Source organism: Streptococcus sp. A69 (assembly GCF_058556195.1).
This window is the reverse complement of sequence record NZ_JBZUJU010000002.1, coordinates 266,026-290,623: the sequence shown is the minus strand read 5'-3', so window position 1 is coordinate 290,623 and position 24,598 is coordinate 266,026. Positions and strand designations below refer to the sequence as shown.

Genomic DNA, 24,598 nt, shown 5'->3' with positions numbered 1-24,598 from the left:
GGTTTTTCACCATTATACCCTATTTTTTCATAAAAGCAAGGGCTTTCGACAGATTTTTTAGAAAATTCTAACAAATATTTTTTAATACAATTTTTAGTAAAAAACCTCAAGCTTCAAGAGCTTGAGGTTTGCTCATTTTAGTTAGTCAGTTCCACACAGAAGGCATCCCATGGAGCCAAGACCTGTTTTTCAAGTACTTCTTGAGTCACAGTGTTTTCAATCAAGACCGATTTAACTTTTTCTTCTACTGAAAAGTTTTGTTTTTCATTGGACAAATTAGCCACGACTAGGAAGCGACGATCACCGTCCTTACGGATATAGGCAAAGACCTTATCATCCGTATCAAGTAATTCAAAATCAGCTCGAATCAACCAGCTGTTCTCCTTACGGATTTGAACGAGTTTTTCATAGGTATAGAAAATAGAATCTGGATTTGCCAGTGCTTCTTGAACGTTGATGGCTTGATAGTTTGGATTAACCGCCAACCAAGGTTGACCTGTTGAGAAACCAGCATTTTTGCTTTCATCCCATTGCATCGGAGTACGGGCATTGTCGCGACCAATGACACGGATACTGTCCATGATTTCTTCTATCGGAACACCTTTCTCAAGAGCTTCATGCGCATAGTTGAGGGATTCAATATCTTCTACTTGATCCAGTGTTTCAAACGGATAGTTGGTCATCCCAATCTCCTCACCTTGGTAAATATAAGGTGTCCCTCTCATCAAATGAAGCAAAATCGCAAAGGCTTTGGCAGATTTTTCACGGTATTCTTGGTCATTCCCCCAGATAGAGACGATACGAGGAAGATCATGGTTGTTCCAGAAGAGGGAATTCCAGCCATCCTCAACACCTAACTCTGTCTGCCATTTGTTGAAGATTTCTTTCAACTTCCCTACATTTAACTCTTTTTGGTAGTGCCACTTAGGTTGCCCTTCCTGATACTGAAGACAGATGTGTTCAAACTGGAAGACCATAGACAATTCTTGTCCTTTTGGATCAGAGTAGAGCTTAGCAATCTCTGGCGTTGCCCCCCAAGTTTCTCCTACTGTCAAGAGATCTTTATCCCCAAAGGTCGCTCGGTTCATTTCCTTGAGATAAGGATGGAGCATAGGACCATTATTGACTACCTTCTCATCAGGAATTTTCCCAATCATGTCAATGACATCCATACGGAAACCGCCAATTCCTTTATCAATCCAGAAGTTCATCATCTCGTAAATTTTCTGGCGCAGTTTTTCATTCTCCCAGTTGAGATCAGGCTGTTTCTTGCTGAAAAAGTGAAGATAGTATTGATCTGATTTTTCATCGTATTCCCAAGCAGACCCACTAAAGATAGACTCCAAATCATTGGGCTCATCCCGCCAGATATAGTAGTCTCGCTCGGGACTGTCAGGATTTTCACAGGCCTCGACAAACCAAGCATGCTCATCCGAGGTATGATTGACCACCAAGTCCATAATGATACGAATATCACGTTTCTTAGCTTCTGAGATCAGTTGGTCCATATCCTCCATAGTCCCAAAAATAGCTGCAATCGCTTGATAATCAGCAATATCATAGCCATTATCATCCATAGGACTGTCATAAACGGGAGAAAGCCAAATCGCTGTAATTCCTAACTTAGCTAGGTAGTCTAACTTACTAGTAATTCCTGGCAAATCGCCAATTCCATCTCCGTTACTGTCCATGAAACTCTTTGGATAGACTTGATAGACCACGGCATTGTGCCACCATTTTTCTTGCATCTGTTTACCTCATTATTTTAATAATCTATAGTCTATGATAGCGCTTTTTAAAATTTTGTGCAAGCGTTTGCTTAATCTTTTTAATTTCTTTTTTAGCTCCGTAGTTTCCTAACTTCCAATTTTTTATTATAATAGAGGTCAGAGGTAAAAAAATGAAAAAACAAGCTTTTAGTTCTGAACAATATCTGAATCTACAGCGCGACCACATTTTGGAGCGCATTAACCAATTTGATGGCAAGCTCTATTTGGAGTTTGGTGGCAAAATGTTAGAAGATTTCCACGCTGCTCGTGTACTTCCTGGTTATGAGCCTGACAATAAAATCAAGCTCTTGCAAGAATTGAAAGAGCAGGTTGAGGTTGTGATTGCCATTAATGCTAGCAACATCGAACATTCCAAAGCACGTGGCGACCTAGGCATTTCTTATGACCAAGAAGTTCTTCGTTTGATTGACAAATTCAATGAACTGGGAATTTTTGTTGGTTCGGTTGTCATCACACAATACGCTGGCCAACCCGCTGCAGATGCCTTCCGCAACCAGTTAGATAAAAACGGGATTGATTCCTATCTTCATTATCCGATCAAAGGATATCCGACGGATATGGACCACATCATTTCTCCAGAAGGTATGGGGAAAAACGACTACATCAAAACCAGTCGCAACTTGATTGTCGTAACCGCTCCTGGACCTGGTTCTGGAAAATTGGCCACTTGTATGTCAAACATGTACCACGACCAAATCAATGGTATCAAGTCTGGTTACGCTAAATTTGAAACCTTCCCAGTTTGGAATCTTCCCCTTCATCACCCAGTCAACTTGGCCTACGAGGCTGCAACCGCAGACCTTGATGATGTCAACATGATTGACCCCTTCCATCTTCAAACCTATGGAGAAACCACTGTCAATTACAACCGTGATATCGAAATCTTCCCAGTACTCAAACGTATGTTGGAACGTATTCTCGGTGAATCTCCATACGCTTCACCAACAGACATGGGTGTCAACATGGTTGGCTTCGCTATTACAGATGATGAAGCTGCTGTCGAAGCTTCTAAACAAGAAATCATCCGCCGTTACTATCAAACAGTTCTTGACTTCAAGGCTGAAAAAGTCGGGGAATCTGCTGTCAAGAAAATCGAGTTGCTCATGAACGACCTCGGTATCACACCTGCAGACCGTCAGGTTGCTGTCGCTGCACGTCAAAAAGCTGAAGAAACCGGCGGGCCTGCCCTTGCTCTCGAATTGCCATCTGGTGACATTGTCACTGGTAAAAACTCAGAGCTCTTTGGTCCTACAGCCGCTGCCTTGATCAACGCCATTAAGAAATCAGCTGATATCGCTAAAGAAGTAAAACTAATCGAGCCTGAAGTTGTCAAACCAATCCAAGGCCTTAAAATCAACCATCTCGGTAGTCGCAATCCACGCCTGCATTCAAATGAAATCCTGATTGCCCTTGCAATCACAGCTATGGAAAATCCTGATGCTGCGCGTGCCATGGAAGAACTTGGTAACCTCAAAGGTAGCGAAGCACACTCTACCATCATCTTGACCGATGAAGACAAGAATGTCCTTCGCAAACTAGGCATCAACGTGACCTTTGACCCATACTACCAATACGATCGCTTGTATCGGAAATAAATAAACAAGGCTGGACAAAAACTCAATTTGAGAGAAAAATCCAGTAAATCTTTACATAATAAAAAAATCAAACGCATAATATCAAGTCTTTTGGACATTTGGTATTATGCGTTTTTATGGTTTTCCATTCTCATTTATTTCAATGAAATTGTCAACTCAACACAGGCTCCTCCTTGCTCTGGATTGAGCAGGGTTAGACAACCACCATGCAAGAGAGCGACCTGCTTAGAAAAGGCTAAGCCGATACCATGATGGGGATTAGCTGAATTGCGGCTTTGGTCACTCTGGTAAAAGAGCCGTTCCGCTCCCAGCAGCATCTCCTCTGAAAACGAAGGGCCGTTGTTCCAGATAGCAAAAACCAACTGGTCCTGCTGCACTGATACCATCAGCTTCACTTCCTTTTGGTCCTGATTAGCATGTTCAAGCGCATTCAGTAAAATATTGAGCAAAGCTCGCTTGAGATAGTCCAAATGAATCGACAAAATCAGACTAAGGTCACAATCTTCTTGTAGATAAAAACGATAGCTTTCCTGTTTGCTAAACAGTGCCCAGTCGTCCTGGAGATAAGCCAAAAAGTCCTCTAAGGAAAGCTGACTGAACTGATTAGAATCAATCTGAAAAGCCTTAGCGTAATCAATAAGAGAGCCACAATATTCTTCCATCTTGTAACTAGCCTGCAAAATCTCAGCAGCATAGTCTGCCTGCGGCTGGCTCAACTGCGCCAATTCCAAGAGCTCAGCATTCCCCTTAATCACAGTTAGAGGCGTCTTCAAATCGTGCGATGTCGCTGATAGCTGTAAAATCAACTCCTGATTATGCCGCTGCTCTTTTTCTAGAAGACGAGCATTTTCTTGGTGGCTGTTCCGTAAATCGCTATAGACTTCTAGCATTTCCTCAATTCGAAAAAGCTGGCTTTGATTTTCTTCTAAAAGCTTCTCACTCTTTAGCATTTTTATTTCCCTGTCGATTTTTCGGAGCAATTTCAAAATATGATAAAAAGTAATCAGCAGCAAGCTTCCTGCCCAAAAGAACAAGGTGAAAAGAACGTGATTACTTCCTTGCGTAAATTCATAGCCTATAAGCACAAAAATCAAAACATGAAAAAAGACGATTTTTAAACTGGTTGTCCAGACTAGGCTTTTGAAATTTCGGGTTCTAATTGCCATCTATAGCCTACTCCTCTCACTGTTGCGATTGCTTGCAGCCCTTCTTGTTTGCATTTTTGGCGAATCTGATATACGTATTCCGAGATGGAACGAAGCTGTGTTTCTGAGCTTTCTGGATAAAGCAAGGTATGAAGACGTTCAGCTGAAAAGGTCTGCTTGGGATTGCTAGCTAGTAAATGCAGCAGCTTAAACTCCCGCTCTGAAAATTTCAAGACTTTACTAAAACAGGCAACTTCGTAGCGCTCTGGATAAAATTGGCAAGAAGCAATTTCAGAATATCGCTCCTCACGTCTTTCCTCCCGCCGAAGATGAGCTCTGACACGCGCCAGCAATTCTTTGGTTCCAAAAGGCTTGACAATATAGTCATCTGCTCCGCGAAAGAGTCCTTCCACTTTGTCCACCTCCAATTCCTTGGCAGTCAGAAAGATGATTGGACACGAAAGATGAGGACGAATGTAGGAACACAGCTCAAAACCATTAACAGGCTCCATCATCACATCCAGCAGAATCAAGTCATATCCGACAAAATGCGTCAGCTCTAGGTCTTCTATCCGATCAAGCGTCGTCACATCATAAGCATCTAGCTCTAGGACGTTTTTTACTAGCTTCAAAATGCTCCGGTCGTCATCAACTACCAAAATACGATACTGTCTCATGAGTTCCATTATAGCATACCTCTAGCGAACATCTCGTTTCAAGGTTAAAAATATAGCAGAGCTCCAAACCAAAGCTAACCATAAAAGCTGTATCCCCAGCCCTGAGAGATCTATTGAATGCTGAAGACCTTCATACTCAAAAAGATTTAGCGTAGCCAGATCGGGCAGGTATTTTGCTTCCTTGATGAAAGTTGCCAATAAACGGCTAAGACCAATCAAGAGAGGAAAGAGCACCGACACCGGCACAACCCAAGATTGAAAGAGAAAAGCGAGGCCGGCAGTTAAAAAAGCCAGAAAAATATTGCTGAGAAGACCAAAAGAGCTGTAATAAAGAAATTTCCCTAGTAAGGACCAGCTAAAGCTTAGGTCAAAACGAGCCAGCATAACAAGGAAACAACTGCCTATCATGACACTGTAGAGAACCAAGAGCAGCAAGTCCAGAAAAAGGAATTTCCCAGCCAACCAAGCCTTTCTATTTGATACGGTTAGAAAATTCGTTCGCATCCCAGACTTGACAAACTCTTGGGCAAAATAGAGAGAAGTGAAGATGACGATGACAGGCTGCGCCAGATAGAGGGCATGCAAAACCTCGCTCAGAGCCTTCGTCTGACCAACTGCTGTCTGACTATAGTTAAGATTCATCAGGAAAAAAGGAACGACTACCAGAACCACCAAGGCTGCACCAAGAGCGAGATAGTAAGAACGGAACTTAATCCATTCACTTCTAAGCAGAGCTTTTATCATCAGTATCGCCCTCCTAAATCCGTCTTCAAAAAGCGCAGAGAAGCCATGCCGCCGATGACTAGCAACCATGCACCAAGTATCAACAGCCCTTGCAAGGGATTGTTAGCATATTGGGAAGTTGGCGTTGCAGCAAACAACTCTCCTGCCGGCTGTGGCAAATAAGCTCCCCAACTCGTGTGAGCAGCTAGGTAGTTTCCTAAATTATAGATTTGGGGTACGAGAAAAAGCAGAGGAACTAGCATGGTCCGAGCCAATAAACCTAACAAAAACGAAAGGATTCCCAATAAGGTCAGAGATAAGGTTTTCCACAAAATCAAACTCCAAGCTGCCTGATTGAGCAGAATCGGATCAAGTCCTTCCTTTCCTAAAGCGAGATGCATGACCATATAACTAAAGTAGATTGATAAAAAGCTAGTGGCAAGAGAAAAGCAAGTAAAGGTCATGAGTTTCCCCACAAGCAACTTCAGGCGGTTATTACAGGTCAAGAGACTGGTTCTCAAGCTATGAGACTGAAATTCCATAGCTCCCAAAATTCCAGCTAAAATGACCAAAACCATGACCGCCATAGAAGCCCCGTTGAGACCTAGATATTCCAGCGGATCAATGGCGTTTATCAGACTGGGAACCGTCTCAGGCGTAGCATCCAAGCCAATAGACAAATACTGTCGACCCTCCAGCCAGGATACGACAGGCACCAATAGCAGCATGAGGGCCATACTCACTTTGAAAGCCTTGGTTGAGCGAATTTTCAACCATTCTGAATGCAATAAGGACATCGTTTCTTTCATCTTAAACCTCCTCTGTCAAATCAAAGAAGAGATCTTCTAGACTGTCTGAATCTTGCAGCACCTCTTCCAATCGTCCCTGCTCAATAATTCGCCCATGATGAATCAAGACTACATCATCTGTCACCATTTGCACCTCTGATAGGATATGGGAAGATAGAAGTACCGTTTTCCCTAAATCAGCCTGCTGACGGATGAACTTTCTAAACCACTTAATCCCACTTGGATCCAGCCCATTAGTCGGCTCATCTAATATAAGAAACTGAGGATCACCCAGCAAAGCTGCTGCCAAACCCAAGCGTTGACCTTCCCCCAGAGACAGGCTTGACAAGAGGTCCTTCCTCTTATGAGCGATTCCAGTCATCTCCAAAACCTCATCGATCCGAGACTTGGGAATAGCATTACTTGCTGCAATAATCCTCAAGTGGTCATAGACCTTTCGATTTGGCAGACCGCCAATGCCATCAAAGGCTGCACCTACCGTTCTGAGCGGATAGGTCATTGATTGATAGGTTTGCCCATCAAAAGTTGCAGTCCCTGCTGTCGCCCAATCTAATCCCAAGAGAATCCTCAAGGTCGAACTTTTTCCTGCACCATTTGGGCCTAGAAAAGCTGTAATCCGACCGCTTCTAGCTGTAAAAGAAATATCTTCTAAAATCTGCTTGCTGCCATGCTTTTTGCAGACGCCTTCTATTTTCACCATATGTTCCATACTGAACTCCTTTATCTTTATTTTCTCCAGTATACCCAATCTAGTTCAGAATTAGTTCAGAGATTAAACAGAAATTTCAGGAAAAGTTGATCCACTTTTCAAAAATCACCTTAGTTCCACTAGAAAAACTAAACTTTTCTTTCACAAGGTATTCTTCTCTTCATTCTTTCTTTATAATTCTGAGGTTTATGTATAGAGACTTTATTATCATTCTAGTCTCAAAAAGTTATTTATCAAACTCCATCAACAGCACCCTTTATGATATAATGAAAGAAGAAAACTGAAAGGAACTACCATGTCAAAAGAAGTTATTGTTGAAAGTTTTGAGCTTGACCACACTATCGTTAAAGCACCCTACGTTCGCTTGATTGGGGAAGAAACCGGACCAAAGGGAGACATCATCTCCAACTTTGATATTCGCTTGGTACAGCCAAATGAGGACTCTATCCCTACTGCTGGGCTTCACACTATCGAACACCTCTTGGCCAAACTCATCCGTACTCGAATCGACGGCATGATTGACTGTTCGCCATTTGGTTGCCGTACAGGTTTTCACATGATTATGTGGGGACGCCATACTAGCGCCGAGATTGCAGCTGTTATCAAGGATTCGCTCAAGGAAATCGCTGAGACTACCACTTGGGAAGATGTCCCTGGAACAACCATCGAATCTTGCGGAAACTACAAGGACCACAGCCTCTTTTCTGCTAAGGAATGGGCGAAACTTATCCTAGAACAAGGAATCTCAGATGATGCCTTTGAGCGTCATGTCATCTAAACACAAAAGGAACCAGCTTTTTAGCTAGTTCCTTCTTTTTTTATTCTCAAAATCTTGTGTTAGGCTTTTTCACGAATGACCAAAACACCATCTTCCATATCTGCTTCCAAATGTTTAGCATCTAGATGATCCAAGTGGAAGTCTGTCACCTTATCACGAATTTGTTGTTCCACCACACGGCGGAGTGGACGAACACCCATAACTTCATCATAGCCTTCTTCTGTGATAAAGTCCTTAGCTGCTTGACTAACTTCCAAATCAATGTCTTTCTTAGCCAAGGTTTGGTTGACTTCAGCCAACATCAAGTCCACAATCTTAGAAAGGTCTTCCTTATTCAAGTGTGAGAACTCGATAACTGCATTAAAGCGATTGAGGAATTCTGGACGGAAGTATGGTTTCAAACGGTCCATTAATTCTGGTTTATCTGCATCTTCTGTCAAGTTGGCTTCATAGCCAAATCCAGCATTTGATGTTGCGATAATGACAGTGTTTTTAAAGTTAACGGTATTTCCTTGACCATCAGTCAAACGACCATCATCCAAGACTTGGAGGAGAAGCGTAATTACTTGAGGATCAGCCTTTTCAATCTCGTCCAAGAGAATGATAGAGTATGGATTGCGACGAACACGTTCTGTCAAGGTATTGCTATTGTCATCATACCCAACATAACCAGCTGTTGTACCGATTAACTTAGAAACAGCTGTGCGGTCACTGTATTCAGACATATCCAAGCGGATAATCGCATCCTTAGTTCCAAACATATCGAGCGCCAATTGCTTAGCAAGTTCTGTCTTACCAACCCCAGTAGGCCCTACAAAGAGGAAGCTACCGATTGGGCGATTACCCTCATCAAAACCAGCACGGTTACGACGGATAGCACGAGCGACAGCTTCTACCGCCTTATCTTGGCCGATAACCTTGTGTTCCAAACGATGAGCCATATCTTTCAAACGTTCGATGTCTGATGCTCCCATTTGTGAAACTGGAATACCAGTCATACGTTCCACAGATTCAGCCACATCGTTGACACTTGCAGTCACCTTCATATCTTCTGTGTGGTTTTCGATTTTCTTTTCCAATTCTGCAATACGTGTTTTGGCATTAAGAGCTGCTTCAAAGTCTTCTGCCTCAACTGCTTTTTCTTGCTTGTCTTTTTCTGCCTCAATTTCCCGTTCAACAGCGTGCACATCTGTTACAGGATGTTGAGCTGCCAAGTGAGCTGCCGTTACATCAACAAGGTCAATAGCCTTATCTGGCAAGCTACGTTGAGGAATGTATTGGACAGAATAATCCACTGCTGCTTTCAAAACTTCGTCTGGCAAAATGACATTGTGGTGTTGTTGGTAGAGATCACGAATTCCTTGAAGAATTTTAAAGGTATCCTCTGCTGAAGGAGCATTGACCTTCACTTCGTTGAAACGACGAGCAAGAGCTGCATTTTTCAAGATAGTGTTACGGTATTCGTCTTGAGTTGTCGCTCCAATAACGGTCAATTCACCACGAGAGAGAGCTGGTTTGAGAATATCTGCAAGCCCTTTAGATCCGCTGTCTCCGCCAGTGCTACCAGCACCGAGAATTTGGTGAATTTCATCAAAGAAGAGGATAATATTTCCTGCTTCTTTTACTTCATTGACTAAGTTTTGAACGTTTTCTTCAAAGCTACCACGGTATTGAGTACCAGCCTCAAGACCTGAGATATCAATAGAAATAATTTCCTTGTTCTTAATAGCAGCTGGAACATCTCCGTTCACAATGGCTTGTGCTAGACCTTCGACAACGGCTGTCTTACCAACACCTGCATCTCCGACAAGTACAGGATTGTTCTTGGTGCGACGTGAGAGGATTTCAGATGTTTCTTGAATTTCCTTGTTTCGTCCGATAACAGGATCCAACTTGCCCTCACGAGCTTCCGCCGTCAAGTTACGACCTAGCTTAGCAAGGACACCGTCTTGTTTCATACCTGAAGCATGTTGTTGCATTTGCGCATCAGATTCTGCATTACCTGATAATTGACCAGTTGCACGATAATGAGCAAATTCCTCAGGTGTCACTTCTCGTCCATTAATCAAGTAGCGACGGTTTTCAGAACTATATCCTCGCATACCACCCATCAATTGGTTAAATAAATCATCCATGTTGTTAAAGTTATTAAAGTTGTTGTTCATATTCCTTACCTCGTTTATTCTTAATTATACGCGATCTCTGATATTGACTATCTTTAACCTTTGTTTTAAAAATTTTAGACTAGCTAACTAGCTACCCTAAGAATAACTTCTGGTTTTTCTTTTTTAAATAAGCCTTTTATCATTTTCTTTTCAAAGTCTGTTAGATTTAACATAGGCCTCACCCCTTTCTTGGGATTCTATAGCTCATTCTCAAAGACTAATTTCTTGAAAGTGAGCTATTTAAGGAATTCATTTTCCTTATGTTTCTACTATATCACATTGGTCAGGGAAAGTCAATAACTTTTGACCAAATTTGACTATTTTTAAAAAATTTTTTTGAAGCAGAAAAAAGCCCCTAGAAAACGAATTTTCTAGAGACTTTCTCTATCAAGTTTAAGAGAGAAGGAATATTCTCACTTACCAAGTTTCATGTTTCTCCTACGCAAGCTTAAGCTTTACGTTTTACGAAGAATACCAATCCGCTCAATGCCAAGACTACAAATCCAATTGCTGAGAAGATAGATGTTGCTTCACCTGTGTTTGGAAGTTCAGCTTTACCTTTTTCCTCAGTTGCTGGAGGTGTTGGTGTTGGATCCTCTTTTTGTCCTGGATCAATTGGTTTTGTTCCTGGTTTATTTGGATCTGGTGTTGGTGTTGGATCCGGTGTTGGTGTTGGATCTGGTGTTGGTGCTGGATCTGGCGTTGTTCCTGGATTATTTGGAGCTGGATTTGGATTTGGTTCTGGCGTTGGTGTTGGAACAGTGTATTTATTTGTAAATACAACTGCTTTACCATCCGCATACGAAACAATCGCAGTCAAGAGACCTTGACCATCCGCAACTACAGTGACTGTCACAGTGTGCTCAGTCTTATCGTATTCAATACCCTCTTCAGTACCAACTTTTTCAACCAAGGTATAAGTGTGAGTACCTGCTTCTTCGAATGAACGAACAAAGGCCACTTTACCTTCGGCAGTATTCTTAGCTTCTGCTACAACTGCGCCATTTTCTTTCAATTCGAAAGTATAAGCGTCAGCCACAAGTTCTTTACCTTCAAGTTTCTTAGTTGCTTCAATCGTAGCTTCTACCGCTGGTGCTTTGAAGCTATTCTTGAAGACATTACCTGCTGGATATTCAACAGCTGCCTTCAAGGCGTTGGTTGCTGCATCTTTGGTTACTGTTACCACTGCAGTCTTTTCTTTCTTATCGTAAGTAACACCAGTTGCTCCGGCATCCACTTCTTTTACAGTATAAGTATGAACACCTTCTGCATCATAGTTGATTGCATTAAATCTTACTTTTCCAGCTTGGTTTGTTTTTGTATCAAGTTTTTCTGTACCTTCATACAATTCAAATTGGAATTCACCATCAACCAAAGCACGACCAGTCAATTCTTTCGTAAACTCAAGTGTTGCTGATGTAGCTGTTGGAGCTGGTTCTTTATATGTGTTAGTGAAAGGACGTTCTGCATCCGCATCTTCTACAGTCGCAACCAATTGACCTTGACCGTTATCTACCACATTCACTTTAACTGTGTAAGATTCTGTTGAGTATGTCACACCTGACTCTGTTCCTGCTTTTTCAGTAATAGTGTAAGTGTGCTCTCCTGCTTCTGTGTAGTTGACGTTGAAGACAACTTCGCCTGAAGCAGCGTTCTTAGCTGTAGCTACAACTGCATCTTTTTCTTTCAATTCGAAAGTATAAGCATCAGCCACAAGGTCTTTACCATTCAAGACTTTCTTAGCTTTGATAGTCGCGCTTGTTGAAGCTGCTTTATATGTGTTAGTGAAAGTTGGTTCTGCTGAAGTAACAGAAGCTGTCAATACTCCACCTTGGAATGCTGCTGTTACAGTAACTTCCTTGCCTTCCTCATCAAATGTGATACCATCAATTGCTTTAGAAGTATCTTCTTTGATGATGTAGTGATAAGCTCCCGCACCTTTCAACTCAATATTCTCAAAGGTAATCGTTCCGTCAGCTTTTGATTTTGCTGTTGCTACTGGATCCTTCAAGTTTTCAGCTGTGTATAGGTTGAATGTGAACTCATCTGCTTTAGGAAGTTTATCTGTACGACCTTCTACCACTTTCTTAGCAGTCACATTGAATACAGCTGGAACAGGTTCGTCTTTAAGATGAATAGTAGAACCTGCTGCTCCGAGTTTAACTGTATACTCTCTCTCATCTAGCTTATAGCCAGCTGGAGCTGTCTTCTCTTTAATCTTGAAAGTTTTACCTTCCCATTTCTGATCATAAGTTTTCGTAAGCGCTACTCCTTTTTCATTCGTAGTCACTTCTGTTGTTTCACTTGCATCATCTGCTGCTGTCACAGTATATACTGCACCCGAAACTGGAGCAAGAGTGAAGGCATCAGTCTTATGAATCTTAATTTGGTAAGCAGTAGATGCTACAATCGTACCAGAAATCAAAGATGTCGCCTCAGCTGTCATATCAAGGGCTCCCGGACGACTTGTATTCTGTGCTAATTTAGTCCCGTCAGCCAATGACAGAGCAACCCTATTTCCTACTTTACTTCCATCATTAGGAGTTGTTGTGTTATAAGATACTATATAAGAGGTCGTTCCATCTTTAAAAATGATATCAAATGAAGTATAGTTTTCGTTCCACGAAACGGTATAGTCTTGTCCCTCAGTTAGCAAAACTGCATCATCTGGAACAGCAGAAGTCCCAACAGTGATATTTGCCTTATACACTTTTAGAGTCTCAGGAATATACTGTGCGGGAGTATAACTAGTATCATCATTTGGTATAGTATCATGTAATACAATATTTTGTCCTAAGTCTTGTTTCTCTGTATTTACACGTACACGCCAGGTAGACCATGCATCTCCCTTGCTAACCGAACCAATCTCAGCCAGTTTTGGAGAGTTCCAACTTTCAAGGGTAGCACGTCCCCCAATTTTAGCATAATTTTCAGTACCAACTTTGGGACCTGAAATCGTTTTTGAACTATAAACATGTTTAATTTCTTGCTTCATTGAAGAGGAATTAAAATTAATTAAAGTCATCTTCTGATCCTTTAAAAATCTAAATGATGCAGAAAAGTTACCAGATACATCCTTTACTTTGTCTCCTCCAGTTCTAGCCAAATATTTATCCAAGTTCTTCAAGGTTATCTTTGCCTTACCACCTTGGTCATTACCGCTTGAAGTGACAACTGCTTCTCCAATCGCTACTTGGGTAACTGGATCAATCAACTCTTGATTACCATTATAAACCGTCATAGGAGCGGGAATATCAAAAGTAAAATAATCCCCGTTATTCAAGTTCTCATTGTACTGTTTGAGATCGAACGTTACACGAAGCTTGTAAGCATTGCCTGTACGGACCGAAAAATCTCCTTCAGATGTAACAGTTTGCTTAGTATCTGAAGCATCCAACAGATCAATACCTGTAATCACTTGTGTAAGTTCTTTTGATACAGGATTATCTGCTTTAACAACACCTACTAAAACAGAAGCTAGACCTAAAATAACAAAAGCTAACGCAGAAAATTTAGAAAGCATTCTTGACGTTTTACTTTTCGACATCTCTTTTCCTCTTTTCTATATGAAATTTTTAATTTTAATCTCCCCGTGAGATTAAAACATACCATTCTGACAATCTCTATCACTGAATCACTAATTAGAGTTTATCCAATATATTATAACATCTCAATACAATCTATTCAAGTATAATAACTTCAAAATACACATATTTGGATCATTCTATAAGTTGGCCAGTAAATTTTGAGCTATTTATATCAACTAACTAATGTTTACAACTAAGTATATGGTGCATCTACAATTAGATAGATCTCTGATTTTTATAGTAAAAAGCCAGTCAATTTTGACTGGCTTTCTTACTATTCTAATTGAATCTTAGCTCAGTGCGTCATCCATTGAAAGAACTTCGTGGAAGACACGTTGTGTTAATTCAGTTTTTTGTTCTGGAGTGAGGTATTTAGTGTTTACACAGTATCCTGAGATACGAACGATGACATCTTCGCCATTCATAATCTTGTCATAAACATCTTTCAAGTCCATAACGTTCAAGTTACAGTGTTGTCCACCATTTTCGAAGTAACCATCAAGGATTGTTACCAAGTTATCCACTTGTTCGTCACGAGTCTTACCAAGAGCACGCGGAGAAACTTGAGTTGTCAATGAGATACCGTCAGCTGCGTAACCAAAGTCTAGGCTAGCAAGTGAGTTCAAGTTTTGCAACCATCCACCTTTAGCTTTGTTAGATGGGTTAGCGCCTGGTGAGAAGAATTCAAGTTTAGACAAGTTCACAGAACCATCTTCGTTGAGGTATACACCTTTGTGGACTGGTGAGTTACCAGTTTGTTTAGAGTAAGCAACGTTAGATGTGATTGTCAATAGTGATACTGTAGCTTCAGCGTCTTTGTAAAGTTTGTGGCTACGTAGACGAGTTGTGTAAGCTTCGATCAACCATTCTGCCAATTCGTTTGAACGTGGGTCATCTTCACCCCAACGTGGGTATTCACCGATTGTTTCGTAATCGTAGATGTAGCCATTTTCGTCACGGATTGGTTTAACTGTAGCGTATTTGATTGCTGACAATGTATCAACAGTGTTGGCAAATCCACAGATACCAAATCCCATGTTTGCACGCTGTTTAGTTGGCAAGAAGGCCATTTGAACCGCTTCGTAGTTGTACTTATCAGTCATGTAGTGGATGATGTTCAAAGCATCTACGTAAGTGTCAGTCAACCAGTCAAGAGATTTTTCAAAGTTAGCTTTAACTGATTCGAATTCAAGAACTTCGTCACGGATTGGTTCGATGTCAAATACCTTGTAGTCTTTGTGAACATCGTCGTAACCACCGTTCAAACCAGTAAGAAGGGCTTTCAATACGTTAACACGAGCACCGAAGTACTGGATGTTGTGACGTTGTTCTTCATTTTCTGGGTCAAGTGGAGATACACAACATGAGATACAGCTCATTTCACCGTATCCGTCTTTAGCCATTGTTGTAACACCTTCATATTGGATTGAAGAGTGTTTGTGGCTCATGTGCATACAGTAACGACGGAAGCTATAAGGTAATTTGTCAGTCCAAAGAACTGTCAAGTTTGGTTCTGGAGAGTTACCGATATTGTCAAGAGTGTTCAAGAAACGGTAGTCCATCTTAGTAACACGGTGACGACCGTCGTTACCCATACCAGCCATAGAAGTTGTGATGAAGGTTGGGTCACCTGAGTACAATTGGTCATAAGCTTTTGTACGAGCAAATTTAACTGTACGAAGTTTCATAACGAAATCATCAACGAACTCTTGGATTTCTGATTCAGTAAATGTACCACGAGCAAGGTCACGTTCTGCAAAGATATCAAGTACGATTGGCACACGTCCTAGAGATGTAGCAGCACCGTTGATCACACGGCAGACAGCCATGAAGGCGATGTTAACCCATTGGATCGCTTCTTTAACGTTCATCGCTGGTTTGCGAACATCAACTCCGTAGAGGTCACCCAAGCGAACAACTTGTTGCAATGCTTGGTATTGAAGGTTTACTTCTTCGCGAAGACGGATTGTTTCTTCATCAATCTCTTTAATTGCATTCCAGTCGTTTACTTTTTCTTGCATCAAGTAGTCTGCACCGTAAAGAGCAAGACGTGCGTAAACACCAATGATACGTCCACGAGAGTAGGCATCTGGAAGACCAGTTACAGTGTGAGCGTGACGAGCACGACGGATGTTTGAAGTGTAAGCACGGAAAATACCGTCGTTAACTGTTGTCACATATTTAGTGAAGATTTCGTGAACAGCTGGATCTGGTTCGTATCCATTTTCTTTCAAAGTAGTTTCAGCCATACGGATACCACCTTTTGGCATGAAGTTCAATTTGAAGAGTTCATCGTTTTGGATACCAAAAATCAATTCGTTTTCTTTGTCGATAAATCCAGCAGGAATATCAGCAATAGATGTTGGACGAGTGTCCATTGGGAAACGAGTTTCTTCGTAATGTGCTTTTGTTTCTTCTACGATTTTTTTGATGTGAAGTGAACGTTCTGTTGGTCCAGCAAGGAAACTTTCATCTCCATCGTAAGGTGTGTAGTTAGCTTGAACGAAGCGAGAAATACTTGCTTTTTCTTTCCAATCTACGCCTTTGAAGCCTTCCCAAGCTTTATCAAAAATATCTTGCGCTTCAACAACTGTCTTAACAACCATGTTAATGTCCTCATTTTTCTTTCTAGTAACAACTATCTGTTACATTCATAAATCAAGTATACCACACAGTAACCGGTTTCAACAAGCAAAAACCGGCTTTTTTGTCACTTTCTGTTCTGATACAGTCTATTTTTCAGCACAATCTGTATTATATATTTGAAAGAAGAATTACTCTTTTCCATTTTTTCAGAAAAAAAGGTATAATGAATAGAAAATGACGCTAGAAAGGAGAAAAAATGCTCATATTTCCATTGATTAATGATTTGTCAAGAAAAATTATCCATATTGACATGGATGCCTTTTTTGCTGCGGTGGAAATACGAGACAATCCTAAGTTAAAAGGAAAACCTGTCATCATTGGAAACGACCCAAGACAAACAGGCGGACGGGGAGTTGTTTCTACTTGTAGTTACGAGGCGCGAGCCTTTGGTATTCACTCTGCCATGAGTTCCAAAGAAGCTTATGAGCGTTGTCCCCAAGCCGTCTTTATCTCCGGGAATTATGAAAAGTATAAGGCAGTGGGTCTTCAGATTCGAGCTATTTTTAAACGTTACACTGATTTGATTGAACCTATGAGTATTGACGAAGCCTACTTGGATGTAACAGAAAATAAACTCGGTATCAAGTCAGCTGTTAAAATTGCCCGATTGATTCAACAAGATATATGGAGAGAGCTACGCCTGACTGCTTCTGCTGGCGTTTCCTACAATAAATTTCTAGCTAAAATGGCTAGTGACTATCAAAAACCACATGGTTTGACAGTGATTCTCCCTGAAGAGGCTGAAGATTTTCTCAAGAAAATGAATATCACCAAATTTCATGGTGTAGGTAAGAAAACAGTTGAAAAGCTGAATCAAATGGGAATTTTTACTGGTGCAGATCTGCTAGAAATTCCTGAAATCACTTTGATCGATCGGTTTGGCAGACTCGGTTATGATCTTTATCGAAAGGCTCGTGGTATTCACAATTCTCCAGTCAAGTCCAATCGCATTCGTAAGTCCATCGGCAAGGAGAAAACCTATGGTAAGATTCTCCAAGATGAAGAGGACATCAAAAAAGAGCTGACTCTTCTCTCTGAAAAAGTAGCTCTCAATCTCAGTAAACAAGACAAAGCTGGAAAAATCATTATCCTAAAAATACGATATGCTGACTTCTCCACTCTCACTAGACGAAAAAGCCTCCCACAAGCTACACAGGATGCTAGTCAGATTTCTCAAACTGCCCTTCAACTCTACGAAGAACTAGCTGAAAAAGAAAAAGGTATCCGTCTACTAGGAATAACAGTAACAGGATTTTAAAAAGAGTCTAACCTTAAATGTAAAAAGCGAACAAAATCAGTCATCTGACACTCAGAATTCTGTCTTGTTCGCTTTTTTGTCTAATCTATCGATTTTAAAAATTTATAATAAAGAATTCCTAAAATCAAAATCTTTTTGTCCCAGACTCTTTTTCTTATACAAATAAACGCACAAAACTATAGAGCAACAAGACACTACCGAGTACGATACGGTATTTACCAAAGAGGGTAAAGTCGTGCTTCTTCACATAGCCAGTCAAGAAGCGAATAGCAACCATGCTGACCGCGAAGGCTACTCCCATAGCAACCAAAAGTAAGAACAGTTGTTCAAAACTCAAGAGTTGACCTGCTTTTATAAATTTGAAAATCTTTAAAGCACTAGCCCCAAACATAACAGGAATTCCGAGGTAGAAGGTAAACTCTGTTACGACAGAGCGACTCGTTCCATTTAATAAACCACCGACAATCGTCGCACCTGAACGGCTCGTCCCTGGGAAGAGGGCGAGGACTTGGAAAAGTCCGATATAGAGGGCTGTCTTGTAGGGAAGCTTTTCAAGTTCTGTGACTGTTGGTTCAATAGCTTGCGCCTTATTTCTTTTTTCAAGATAGATAAAGGCAACCCCATAGATAATCAACATAATCGCAACTGAAACCATATTATGAAAATGAGTGTCAAACCAATCATCCAGCTTAAAGACTAACAATAAAGGCAAGGTCGCTACGAGGACTTTTGACCACAATTGCCAAGTTCGACGGACTTCTACCTTATTTTTACCAGGTTTGAAAGGATTAAGCTTGTTAAAGTAAATGACCATAACCGCTAAGATAGCGCCGAGCTGAATAACAACATTAAACATGGACATGAAGGCTTCATTTTGGTCCTTGTATTGTACAAATTCTTCAACCAAGATCAAGTGACCAGTACTTGAAATGGGCAACCATTCTGTAATTCCTTCAACAATCCCAAAAAAGATCGACTTCAAAATTTCAATAAGATACATGTATTACTCCTTTTTCTGTCCTCTATTATAGCATAATTTCGGATTCTGCGATAGATTTTTTAGAAAGCACCGATGCTACCACCGCCTCCGCCTCCTGAGAATCCTCCACCTGAAGAACCACTTCCAGAAGAGACGGAGTAATTGCTTGCTGTATTTGCGACCGCTGCATAGTATTTCATCTGTCCAGTATAGGTATGAAGTTGCGCATACCAGCCATAGGCAATGTAACTATCTAAGTCTGGATTTTCAAGATGAATTTGCCGAACTTTCATTAACTGGCTGACCTTTTTGGCATAACCAAAAAGAGTCGCATAGACCAGAAGGCGATTCCAAAGGACGATACTCTCCAACTCAGCCTTGTCTAGACGGGCGATATTGCGAAGCATGTTTTCAAAACTCTTCCAGTGATAGTAAACCTCTGCCCCTTCATCTGTCAAGACACCATTATCATAATACCCGTATGTTACAACATAAATTAGCACTAAAGTAATGGAAGCAAGTAATCCCAAAAAGAGGAGGTAGAACGAAACAAAACCATACGTGTTCCAACTACAGTAGAAGAATAGCCAGCTCCCTACGGCTGAACCAATTAATCCAATCCACATAGCCAGAGATAGTTTCTTCTCACCCGTACTCAAAGGACGGTAATAATTTGGAATACGCAACGCATGCACCTTGTCTTTGACGCGCTTTTCAATGTTAGAGATGCGTCTATCAAACGAACGTTTCAGCTGCTTCCCTATCTCCTGAACCTGCTTTGCATCCTTTTTAGAAACTCCACGATAAATACTAGGTGAAACCTGATAATCTGAAAACAGATCCGAAATTGCCAACTCTTTCTTATCTGAAAAGCAAAGTTTCAGACATTCCTTCTCAAAATTTGCCAATCCACTTTCATTTATAATTTTAAGAATTGGCTCTTTTTCCCCTTTCTTAATAGCCAAATGCCCTCTATCTACTAGATCCAGCAAAGTAGCCTGAATGACTCGTTCAAATGTAAAACGACCAAATCCTTTTGCTCCCGGTTTCATTTCGCCCAGTGATAAAGAATATACACTCTCTGCTAAAACCATCGGAGGCCAGTCCATAGGTGGCTCATAGAGACGATGGTTCTTAGCAAATTTCTTCTTAGGACTAATTTCTTTTTTGAAACGTTTATAAAAGATTAAACCGACAAACAGAAGAACCGTCAAAACAATTGGAATAAGCCACATCATCACAATCTTGTTCGAAGCTTTTTCACTTGCTATTTCAAGCTCAACTCTTTTAAACCAAATGAGGTTATCAGATACCAAGCCTTGATCCGGAGCTTCTGCAAAAGCACTTCTCGGCCAATAGGCATGTAGTTCCACCTGACGATTTCTCGGAAGATCTTTCATCTTGGCCTGGTAGAAATCATTTACCTTTTTGACACTAGCTTCCTTAAAGAGTTTTCCTGTATGGAAATAGAGTTTCTCTGCTGGATTTTCAGAGCTGACCTTGAACTCAAACTCTTTAATATCTCCAGAACTATCTGTCAAGGGTTGCCAATTTAGCTCCGCTATATCCTTGTATAAGAAGAGAAGATTTGATAGTTGCCAGGTAACTGTCACCCGAACAGTATCTCCGGCATATCCAGCATTGTAAATTTTTACCTTATAGCCGTCCTCTTCCTCCATAGTATAAAAGGAAACATTTTGAATTATTTGCCCATTTTTAGACACTTGAACGGTCGGGTCGGGATCAATATCAAATCCTTCTGGCATTTTCCCAGCTTTTCCTAGTCCAACTAGCTGGCCATTATAATCATCTCCAAAACGGTAGGTGATTGTTTCCTTAAAAATTGCAGTATTATCTGCATGAATATTCAAATCACCCTGATAGGATAAGATATCAAAGTCTACTGCAAAAACTAAGCTCGGTATAAATAATAAACAAGCAAATACCAAAGTCACCAGCCATCTTTTTTTCATAATTGATTCCCTTTCAATCTTTTCACCATTATATCATTTTTTATAAGTAAAGGCTTACTTGTATTGAAAATCTCACCATTTTTAGATACAATAGAGAGAAGTCATTTTTAGACTAGAAATAGGAGAAAACATGAAAAAATTATGCTTATCTATCCTTGCTAGCCTAGCCCTTACATTAGGACTGGTTAGCCAAGTCCAAGCCGACGAATATTTACGCATCGGAATGGAGGCAGCTTACGCTCCCTTCAACTGGACCCAAGACGACGATAGTAATGGTGCTGTCAAAATCGACGGTACCAACCAATATGCCAACGGCTATGATGTTCAAATCGCTAAAAAGATTGCCAAAGATCTAGGTAAGGAACCTTTGGTCGTGAAAACCAAGTGGGAAGGACTTGTTCCAGCCCTTACTTCTGGCAAAATCGATATGATCATTGCCGGTATGAGCCCAACCGCTGAACGTAAACAAGAAATTGCCTTTTCAAGCAGTTACTATACTAGCGAGCCAGTTCTATTGGTTAAAAAGGACTCTGCCTATGCAAATGCCAAATCTTTGGAAGATTTTAGCGGAGCAAAAATCACTTCTCAACAAGGTGTTTACCTTTATGATTTGATTTCTCAAATTCCAGGTGCCAAAAAAGAAACAGCTATGGGCGACTTCGCTCAAATGCGTCAAGCTCTGGAAGCCGGTGTTATTGATGCCTATGTTTCGGAACGCCCTGAAGCACTGACTGCTGAAGCCGCTAACTCTAAGTTCAAGATGGTCCAAGTAGAACCCGGTTTCAAAACTGGCGAAGAAGATACAGCTATTGCCATTGGACTTCGTAAAGATGACAGCCGCATCAGCCAAATCAATGCGAGTATTGAAACCATCTCCAAAGATGAACAAGTTGCTCTGATGGATCGTATGATTCAGGAGCAACCTGCCGAAGCCACAACAACTGAAGAAAGTAGCAGTAATTTCTTCAGCCAAGTTGCTAAAATTCTTTCTGAAAACTGGCAACAGCTCGTGCGCGGCGCAGGTGTCACTCTTTTAATCTCAATCATCGGAACTATCGTAGGTCTCATTATCGGTCTTGCCATTGGTGTCTTCCGTACGGCTCCTCTCTCGGAAAACAAAGCCATTTACAGCCTACAAAAACTAGTCGGTTGGATTCTCAATGTCTATATTGAAATCTTCCGTGGTACACCGATGATTGTTCAATCCATGGTTATCTACTATGGAACTGCTCAAGCTTTCGGTATCAATCTCGATCGGACACTGGCTGCTATCTTTATCGTCTCAATCAACACAGGCGCCTACATGACAGAAATCGTTCGTGGTGGTATTCTAGCAGTTGACAAGGGACAGTTCGAAGCTGCAACCGCTCTTGGTATGACCCACAATCAAACCATGCGTAAAATTGTCCTTCCTCAGGTTGTCCGTAATATTCTACCTGCTACTGGTAATGAGTTTGTCATCAATATCAAAGATACCTCTGTATTGAACGTTATTTCAGTTGTCGAGCTTTATTTCTCAGGAAATACTGTAGCGACGCAAACCTATCAATACTTCCAGACCTTTACCATCATTGCAGTGATTTACTTTGTCCTCACCTTCACTGTGACCCGTATCCTACGTTTTATCGAACGCTATATGGACATGGATACTTACACTACAGGTGCTAACCAAATGCAAACGGGGGATTTGAAAAAATGACACAACCAATCCTTGAAATCAAACACCTAAAAAAATCCTATGGGCAAAACGAAGTGCTAAAAGACATTTCTCTCACCGTCCATAAAGGAGAGGTTATTTCCATCATCGGAAGCTCGGGAAGCGGAAAATCAACCTTCCTTCGTTCAATCAATTTACTCGAAACACCTACAGGAGGAGAGATTCTCTATCGCGGAGAAAATGTCCTAGAAAAAGGCTATAACCTCACCCATTATCGTGAAAAGCTCGGTATGGTTTTCCAATCTTTCAATCTCTTTGAAAATCTGAATGTCCTTGAAAATACTATCGTTGCCCAAACGACTGTACTCAAACGCGACCACTCTGAAGCTGAAAAAATTGCCAAAGAGAATCTCGAAAAAGTTGGTATGGGAGAACGTTACTGGCAAGCCAAGCCTAAACAACTTTCAGGTGGACAAAAGCAACGTGTAGCTATCGCTCGTGCACTCTCCATGAATCCTGACGCCATTCTCTTTGACGAACCTACATCTGCCCTTGACCCCGAAATGGTCGGAGAAGTCCTCAAAATTATGCAGGACCTAGCTCAAGAAGGCTTGACCATGATTGTTGTAACCCACGAAATGGAATTTGCTCGCGATGTTTCCCATCGTGTCATCTTCATGGACAAGGGAATCATTGCAGAAGAAGGTAAACCTGAAGAACTCTTCACAAACCCTAAAGAAGAACGGACCAAAGAATTCCTTCAGCGTTATCTCAATTAATAAATAAAGACTGCATACAGAATGCAGTCTTTTTAGTTTGTAATTGTAAATAAAAGGCAGACTCGATTCAGGAATCTGCCTGTAACCACAGTTCAATCTTCAAATTTTTCATGATTTTTTTCATAGAAATCGATTAAACTAAGAGCTGTTTCAAATGAAATATTTTTAACTTTTGCGCGTCCTTGCGCTAGGGCAATTATAGACATTTCACGCGCATTCGTTTCTTTAGAGATACGGTAACCTGTGATCTTCTTATCACGGACCCAGCCAACAACTGCTTCTACCTTTTCAAAGTTTGACTTAACCATGTTCTTCTCCTGAATTATTCTTTACAATTCCTAATTGTATACGTTTTTATTTTATCTGTCAATAAAAAAACATATATTCGTCACAACTATATTATTCTGCATATTTTTATTTGGCTTTTAAAGCCGATAATATATGAGTTCTTATATCTTCAACTCCATTAGGATTTGCTGGTAGGAAGATTGTATTATTTCCTTCTTTTTCTGCAAAATTATTCAATGTGTCTAAATACTGGTTCGTTAATAGGATAGACATGATTTGTTCTTCAGTCAGCTCAACATTAGCTCCCTTTAACTCTTTGATAGAATCAGCTAGTCCGTCAACAATTGCTTTACGCTGCTCTGCAATCCCTACACCATGTAGGCGATCTTTTTCTGCTTCTGCTTCTGCTGCGGTCACGATTTTAATCTTATCTGCTTCAGCAAGTTCTTGCGCTGCAACTCTCTTACGTTGAGCTGCGTTAATTTCATTCATGGATTGTTTTACTTCAGCATCAGGTTCAACCTTAGTAATCAGCGTTTTGACAATGATATACCCATACGTAGACATTTCTTCAGCCACTTGTTTTTGAACTTCTAAGGCGATTTCATCCTTCTTCTCAAACAACTCATCTAGGGTTAGCTTTGGTACAGATGAACGCAAAGCATCTTCAATATAGGATTTAATTTGGGCTTCTGGACGCATCAATTTATAATAGGCATCTGTGACGTTGTTTTCATTTACTCGATACTGAGTTGCTACATTCATCGTTACAAATACATTATCTTGCGTCTTTGTCTCTACAACAATCTCACTTTGCAACAAGCGTAGTTGAACTCTTGCCGCAATCCTATCAATCCCAAAGGGAGCCCGCAAATGAATACCACTATTGCTCAACTTTTGGTATTTACCAAAGCGTTCTATGATAGCGACAGATTGTTGTCGAACCACATATACAGAACTAATCGTAATCACTGATGCAATCACCACTAAAAACAATAAAACAAGTAAAATTTGTAAAACCATGGGAATCTCCCCCTTTC

General features: G+C 40.8%; 18 protein-coding genes. 5 read left to right on the top strand and 13 right to left on the bottom strand.

The genetic code is table 11. From position 1 onward, the window contains the following. Positions 1-137: 137 nt before the first annotated feature. Entirely contained in the window at positions 138-1,748 is a 1,611-nt protein-coding gene (locus AC4ME5_RS05455; protein ID WP_213952369.1) for a glycoside hydrolase family 13 protein, read from the bottom strand. A gap of 152 nt (positions 1,749-1,900) precedes the next feature. On the opposite strand from AC4ME5_RS05455, the gene AC4ME5_RS05450 reads away from it, so the two are divergent. Then, positions 1,901-3,385 (top strand): DUF1846 domain-containing protein, encoded by a 1,485-nt coding sequence (locus AC4ME5_RS05450; RefSeq protein ID WP_491800282.1) that lies wholly within the window; start codon positions 1,901-1,903, stop codon positions 3,383-3,385. Positions 3,386-3,519: 134 nt separating this feature from the next. Here AC4ME5_RS05450 and AC4ME5_RS05445 read toward each other — a convergent pair whose 3' ends face one another. From AC4ME5_RS05445 to AC4ME5_RS05425, 5 genes are read right to left on the bottom strand one after another with little or no spacing between them, the layout of a single operon-like run. After that, positions 3,520-4,551, bottom strand: coding sequence for a sensor histidine kinase (locus AC4ME5_RS05445; protein WP_491800281.1), 1,032 nt, complete (start codon positions 4,549-4,551; stop codon positions 3,520-3,522). Beyond that, positions 4,518-5,216, bottom strand: a complete 699-nt coding sequence (locus tag AC4ME5_RS05440) for a response regulator transcription factor (RefSeq protein ID WP_061588733.1) — start codon at positions 5,214-5,216, stop codon at positions 4,518-4,520. Before AC4ME5_RS05440 ends, AC4ME5_RS05445 begins: the two co-directional genes overlap by 34 nt. A 12-nt stretch (positions 5,217-5,228) precedes the next feature. Beyond that, positions 5,229-5,951 (bottom strand): lantibiotic ABC transporter permease, encoded by a 723-nt coding sequence (locus tag AC4ME5_RS05435; RefSeq protein ID WP_491800280.1) that lies wholly within the window; start codon positions 5,949-5,951, stop codon positions 5,229-5,231. Continuing rightward, positions 5,951-6,739, bottom strand: a complete 789-nt coding sequence (locus AC4ME5_RS05430) for an ABC transporter permease (protein WP_061588731.1) — start codon at positions 6,737-6,739, stop codon at positions 5,951-5,953. The genes AC4ME5_RS05435 and AC4ME5_RS05430 overlap by 1 nt, the downstream gene beginning before the upstream one ends. A 1-nt stretch (position 6,740) precedes the next feature. Continuing rightward, positions 6,741-7,448, bottom strand: a complete 708-nt coding sequence (locus AC4ME5_RS05425) for an ABC transporter ATP-binding protein (RefSeq protein ID WP_084872489.1) — start codon at positions 7,446-7,448, stop codon at positions 6,741-6,743. 295 nt (positions 7,449-7,743) lie between these two features. On the opposite strand from AC4ME5_RS05425, the gene AC4ME5_RS05420 reads away from it, so the two are divergent. Then, positions 7,744-8,226 (top strand): S-ribosylhomocysteine lyase, encoded by a 483-nt coding sequence (locus AC4ME5_RS05420; protein ID WP_000032544.1) that lies wholly within the window; start codon positions 7,744-7,746, stop codon positions 8,224-8,226. A 59-nt stretch (positions 8,227-8,285) separates the two neighbouring features. Here AC4ME5_RS05420 and AC4ME5_RS05415 read toward each other — a convergent pair whose 3' ends face one another. From AC4ME5_RS05415 to pflB, 3 genes are all read right to left on the bottom strand, one after another. After that, positions 8,286-10,391 carry an ATP-dependent Clp protease ATP-binding subunit gene (locus AC4ME5_RS05415; RefSeq protein ID WP_491800279.1) on the bottom strand — a complete coding sequence of 702 codons (2,106 nt, stop codon included), beginning with the start codon at positions 10,389-10,391 and terminating at the stop codon, positions 8,286-8,288. Between the two features lie 448 nt (positions 10,392-10,839). Then, on the bottom strand, positions 10,840-13,938 hold the full coding sequence (locus AC4ME5_RS05410; RefSeq protein WP_491800278.1) for a Spy0128 family protein: 3,099 nt from the start codon (positions 13,936-13,938) through the stop codon (positions 10,840-10,842). A 330-nt stretch (positions 13,939-14,268) separates the two neighbouring features. Further along, a complete protein-coding gene (gene pflB, locus AC4ME5_RS05405; protein ID WP_491800277.1) occupies positions 14,269-16,584 on the bottom strand; it encodes a formate C-acetyltransferase in 2,316 nt (771 codons plus the stop codon). 236 nt (positions 16,585-16,820) lie between these two features. On the opposite strand from pflB, the gene dinB reads away from it, so the two are divergent. Continuing rightward, complete coding sequence (dinB, locus tag AC4ME5_RS05400; protein WP_491800276.1) at positions 16,821-17,882, top strand: DNA polymerase IV; 1,062 nt, start codon at positions 16,821-16,823, stop codon at positions 17,880-17,882. Between the two features lie 154 nt (positions 17,883-18,036). On the opposite strand, the gene AC4ME5_RS05395 is transcribed toward dinB, so the two are convergent. Both AC4ME5_RS05395 and AC4ME5_RS05390 read right to left on the bottom strand, forming a co-directional pair. Next, positions 18,037-18,882 (bottom strand): undecaprenyl-diphosphate phosphatase, encoded by an 846-nt coding sequence (locus AC4ME5_RS05395; protein ID WP_491800275.1) that lies wholly within the window; start codon positions 18,880-18,882, stop codon positions 18,037-18,039. Between the two features lie 59 nt (positions 18,883-18,941). Then, the gene (locus AC4ME5_RS05390; protein WP_491800274.1) at positions 18,942-20,834 is read right to left on the bottom strand and encodes a DUF2207 family protein; all 1,893 of its coding nucleotides are present in this window, start codon (positions 20,832-20,834) and stop codon (positions 18,942-18,944) included. Positions 20,835-20,964: 130 nt separating this feature from the next. Here AC4ME5_RS05390 and AC4ME5_RS05385 point away from each other — a divergent pair, with 130 nt between their 5' ends. After that, positions 20,965-22,533 (top strand): ABC transporter substrate-binding protein/permease, encoded by a 1,569-nt coding sequence (locus AC4ME5_RS05385; RefSeq protein ID WP_033605877.1) that lies wholly within the window; start codon positions 20,965-20,967, stop codon positions 22,531-22,533. Beyond that, positions 22,530-23,270, top strand: coding sequence for an amino acid ABC transporter ATP-binding protein (locus AC4ME5_RS05380; protein ID WP_000193353.1), 741 nt, complete (start codon positions 22,530-22,532; stop codon positions 23,268-23,270). Before AC4ME5_RS05385 ends, AC4ME5_RS05380 begins: the two co-directional genes overlap by 4 nt. Before the next feature lie 92 nt (positions 23,271-23,362). Here the strand turns inward: AC4ME5_RS05380 and AC4ME5_RS05375 are convergent, their stop codons facing one another. Further along, positions 23,363-23,578, bottom strand: coding sequence for a capsule biosynthesis transcriptional regulator (locus AC4ME5_RS05375; RefSeq protein ID WP_000241003.1), 216 nt, complete (start codon positions 23,576-23,578; stop codon positions 23,363-23,365). Between the two features lie 106 nt (positions 23,579-23,684). Continuing rightward, complete coding sequence (locus AC4ME5_RS05370) at positions 23,685-24,581, bottom strand: SPFH domain-containing protein (RefSeq protein WP_000244063.1); 897 nt, start codon at positions 24,579-24,581, stop codon at positions 23,685-23,687. Positions 24,582-24,598: the final 17 nt, after the last annotated feature.

Excerpts from the sequence above, each read along its gene's own strand:
- AC4ME5_RS05455 (WP_213952369.1), bottom strand. The coding sequence starts at position 1,748 with ATGCAAGAAAAATGGTGGCACAATGCCGTGGTCTATCAAGTCTATCCA.
- AC4ME5_RS05450 (WP_491800282.1), top strand. The coding sequence starts at position 1,901 with ATGAAAAAACAAGCTTTTAGTTCTGAACAATATCTGAATCTACAGCGC.
- AC4ME5_RS05445 (WP_491800281.1), bottom strand. The coding sequence starts at position 4,551 with ATGGCAATTAGAACCCGAAATTTCAAAAGCCTAGTCTGGACAACCAGT.
- AC4ME5_RS05440 (WP_061588733.1), bottom strand. The coding sequence starts at position 5,216 with ATGGAACTCATGAGACAGTATCGTATTTTGGTAGTTGATGACGACCGG.
- AC4ME5_RS05435 (WP_491800280.1), bottom strand. The coding sequence starts at position 5,951 with ATGATAAAAGCTCTGCTTAGAAGTGAATGGATTAAGTTCCGTTCTTAC.
- AC4ME5_RS05430 (WP_061588731.1), bottom strand. The coding sequence starts at position 6,739 with ATGAAAGAAACGATGTCCTTATTGCATTCAGAATGGTTGAAAATTCGC.
- AC4ME5_RS05425 (WP_084872489.1), bottom strand. The coding sequence starts at position 7,448 with ATGGAACATATGGTGAAAATAGAAGGCGTCTGCAAAAAGCATGGCAGC.
- AC4ME5_RS05420 (WP_000032544.1), top strand. The coding sequence starts at position 7,744 with ATGTCAAAAGAAGTTATTGTTGAAAGTTTTGAGCTTGACCACACTATC.
- AC4ME5_RS05415 (WP_491800279.1), bottom strand. The coding sequence starts at position 10,391 with ATGAACAACAACTTTAATAACTTTAACAACATGGATGATTTATTTAAC.
- AC4ME5_RS05410 (WP_491800278.1), bottom strand. The coding sequence starts at position 13,938 with ATGTCGAAAAGTAAAACGTCAAGAATGCTTTCTAAATTTTCTGCGTTA.
- pflB (WP_491800277.1), bottom strand. The coding sequence starts at position 16,584 with ATGGTTGTTAAGACAGTTGTTGAAGCGCAAGATATTTTTGATAAAGCT.
- dinB (WP_491800276.1), top strand. The coding sequence starts at position 16,821 with ATGCTCATATTTCCATTGATTAATGATTTGTCAAGAAAAATTATCCAT.
- AC4ME5_RS05395 (WP_491800275.1), bottom strand. The coding sequence starts at position 18,882 with ATGTATCTTATTGAAATTTTGAAGTCGATCTTTTTTGGGATTGTTGAA.
- AC4ME5_RS05390 (WP_491800274.1), bottom strand. The coding sequence starts at position 20,834 with ATGAAAAAAAGATGGCTGGTGACTTTGGTATTTGCTTGTTTATTATTT.
- AC4ME5_RS05385 (WP_033605877.1), top strand. The coding sequence starts at position 20,965 with ATGAAAAAATTATGCTTATCTATCCTTGCTAGCCTAGCCCTTACATTA.
- AC4ME5_RS05380 (WP_000193353.1), top strand. The coding sequence starts at position 22,530 with ATGACACAACCAATCCTTGAAATCAAACACCTAAAAAAATCCTATGGG.
- AC4ME5_RS05375 (WP_000241003.1), bottom strand. The coding sequence starts at position 23,578 with ATGGTTAAGTCAAACTTTGAAAAGGTAGAAGCAGTTGTTGGCTGGGTC.
- AC4ME5_RS05370 (WP_000244063.1), bottom strand. The coding sequence starts at position 24,581 with ATGGTTTTACAAATTTTACTTGTTTTATTGTTTTTAGTGGTGATTGCA.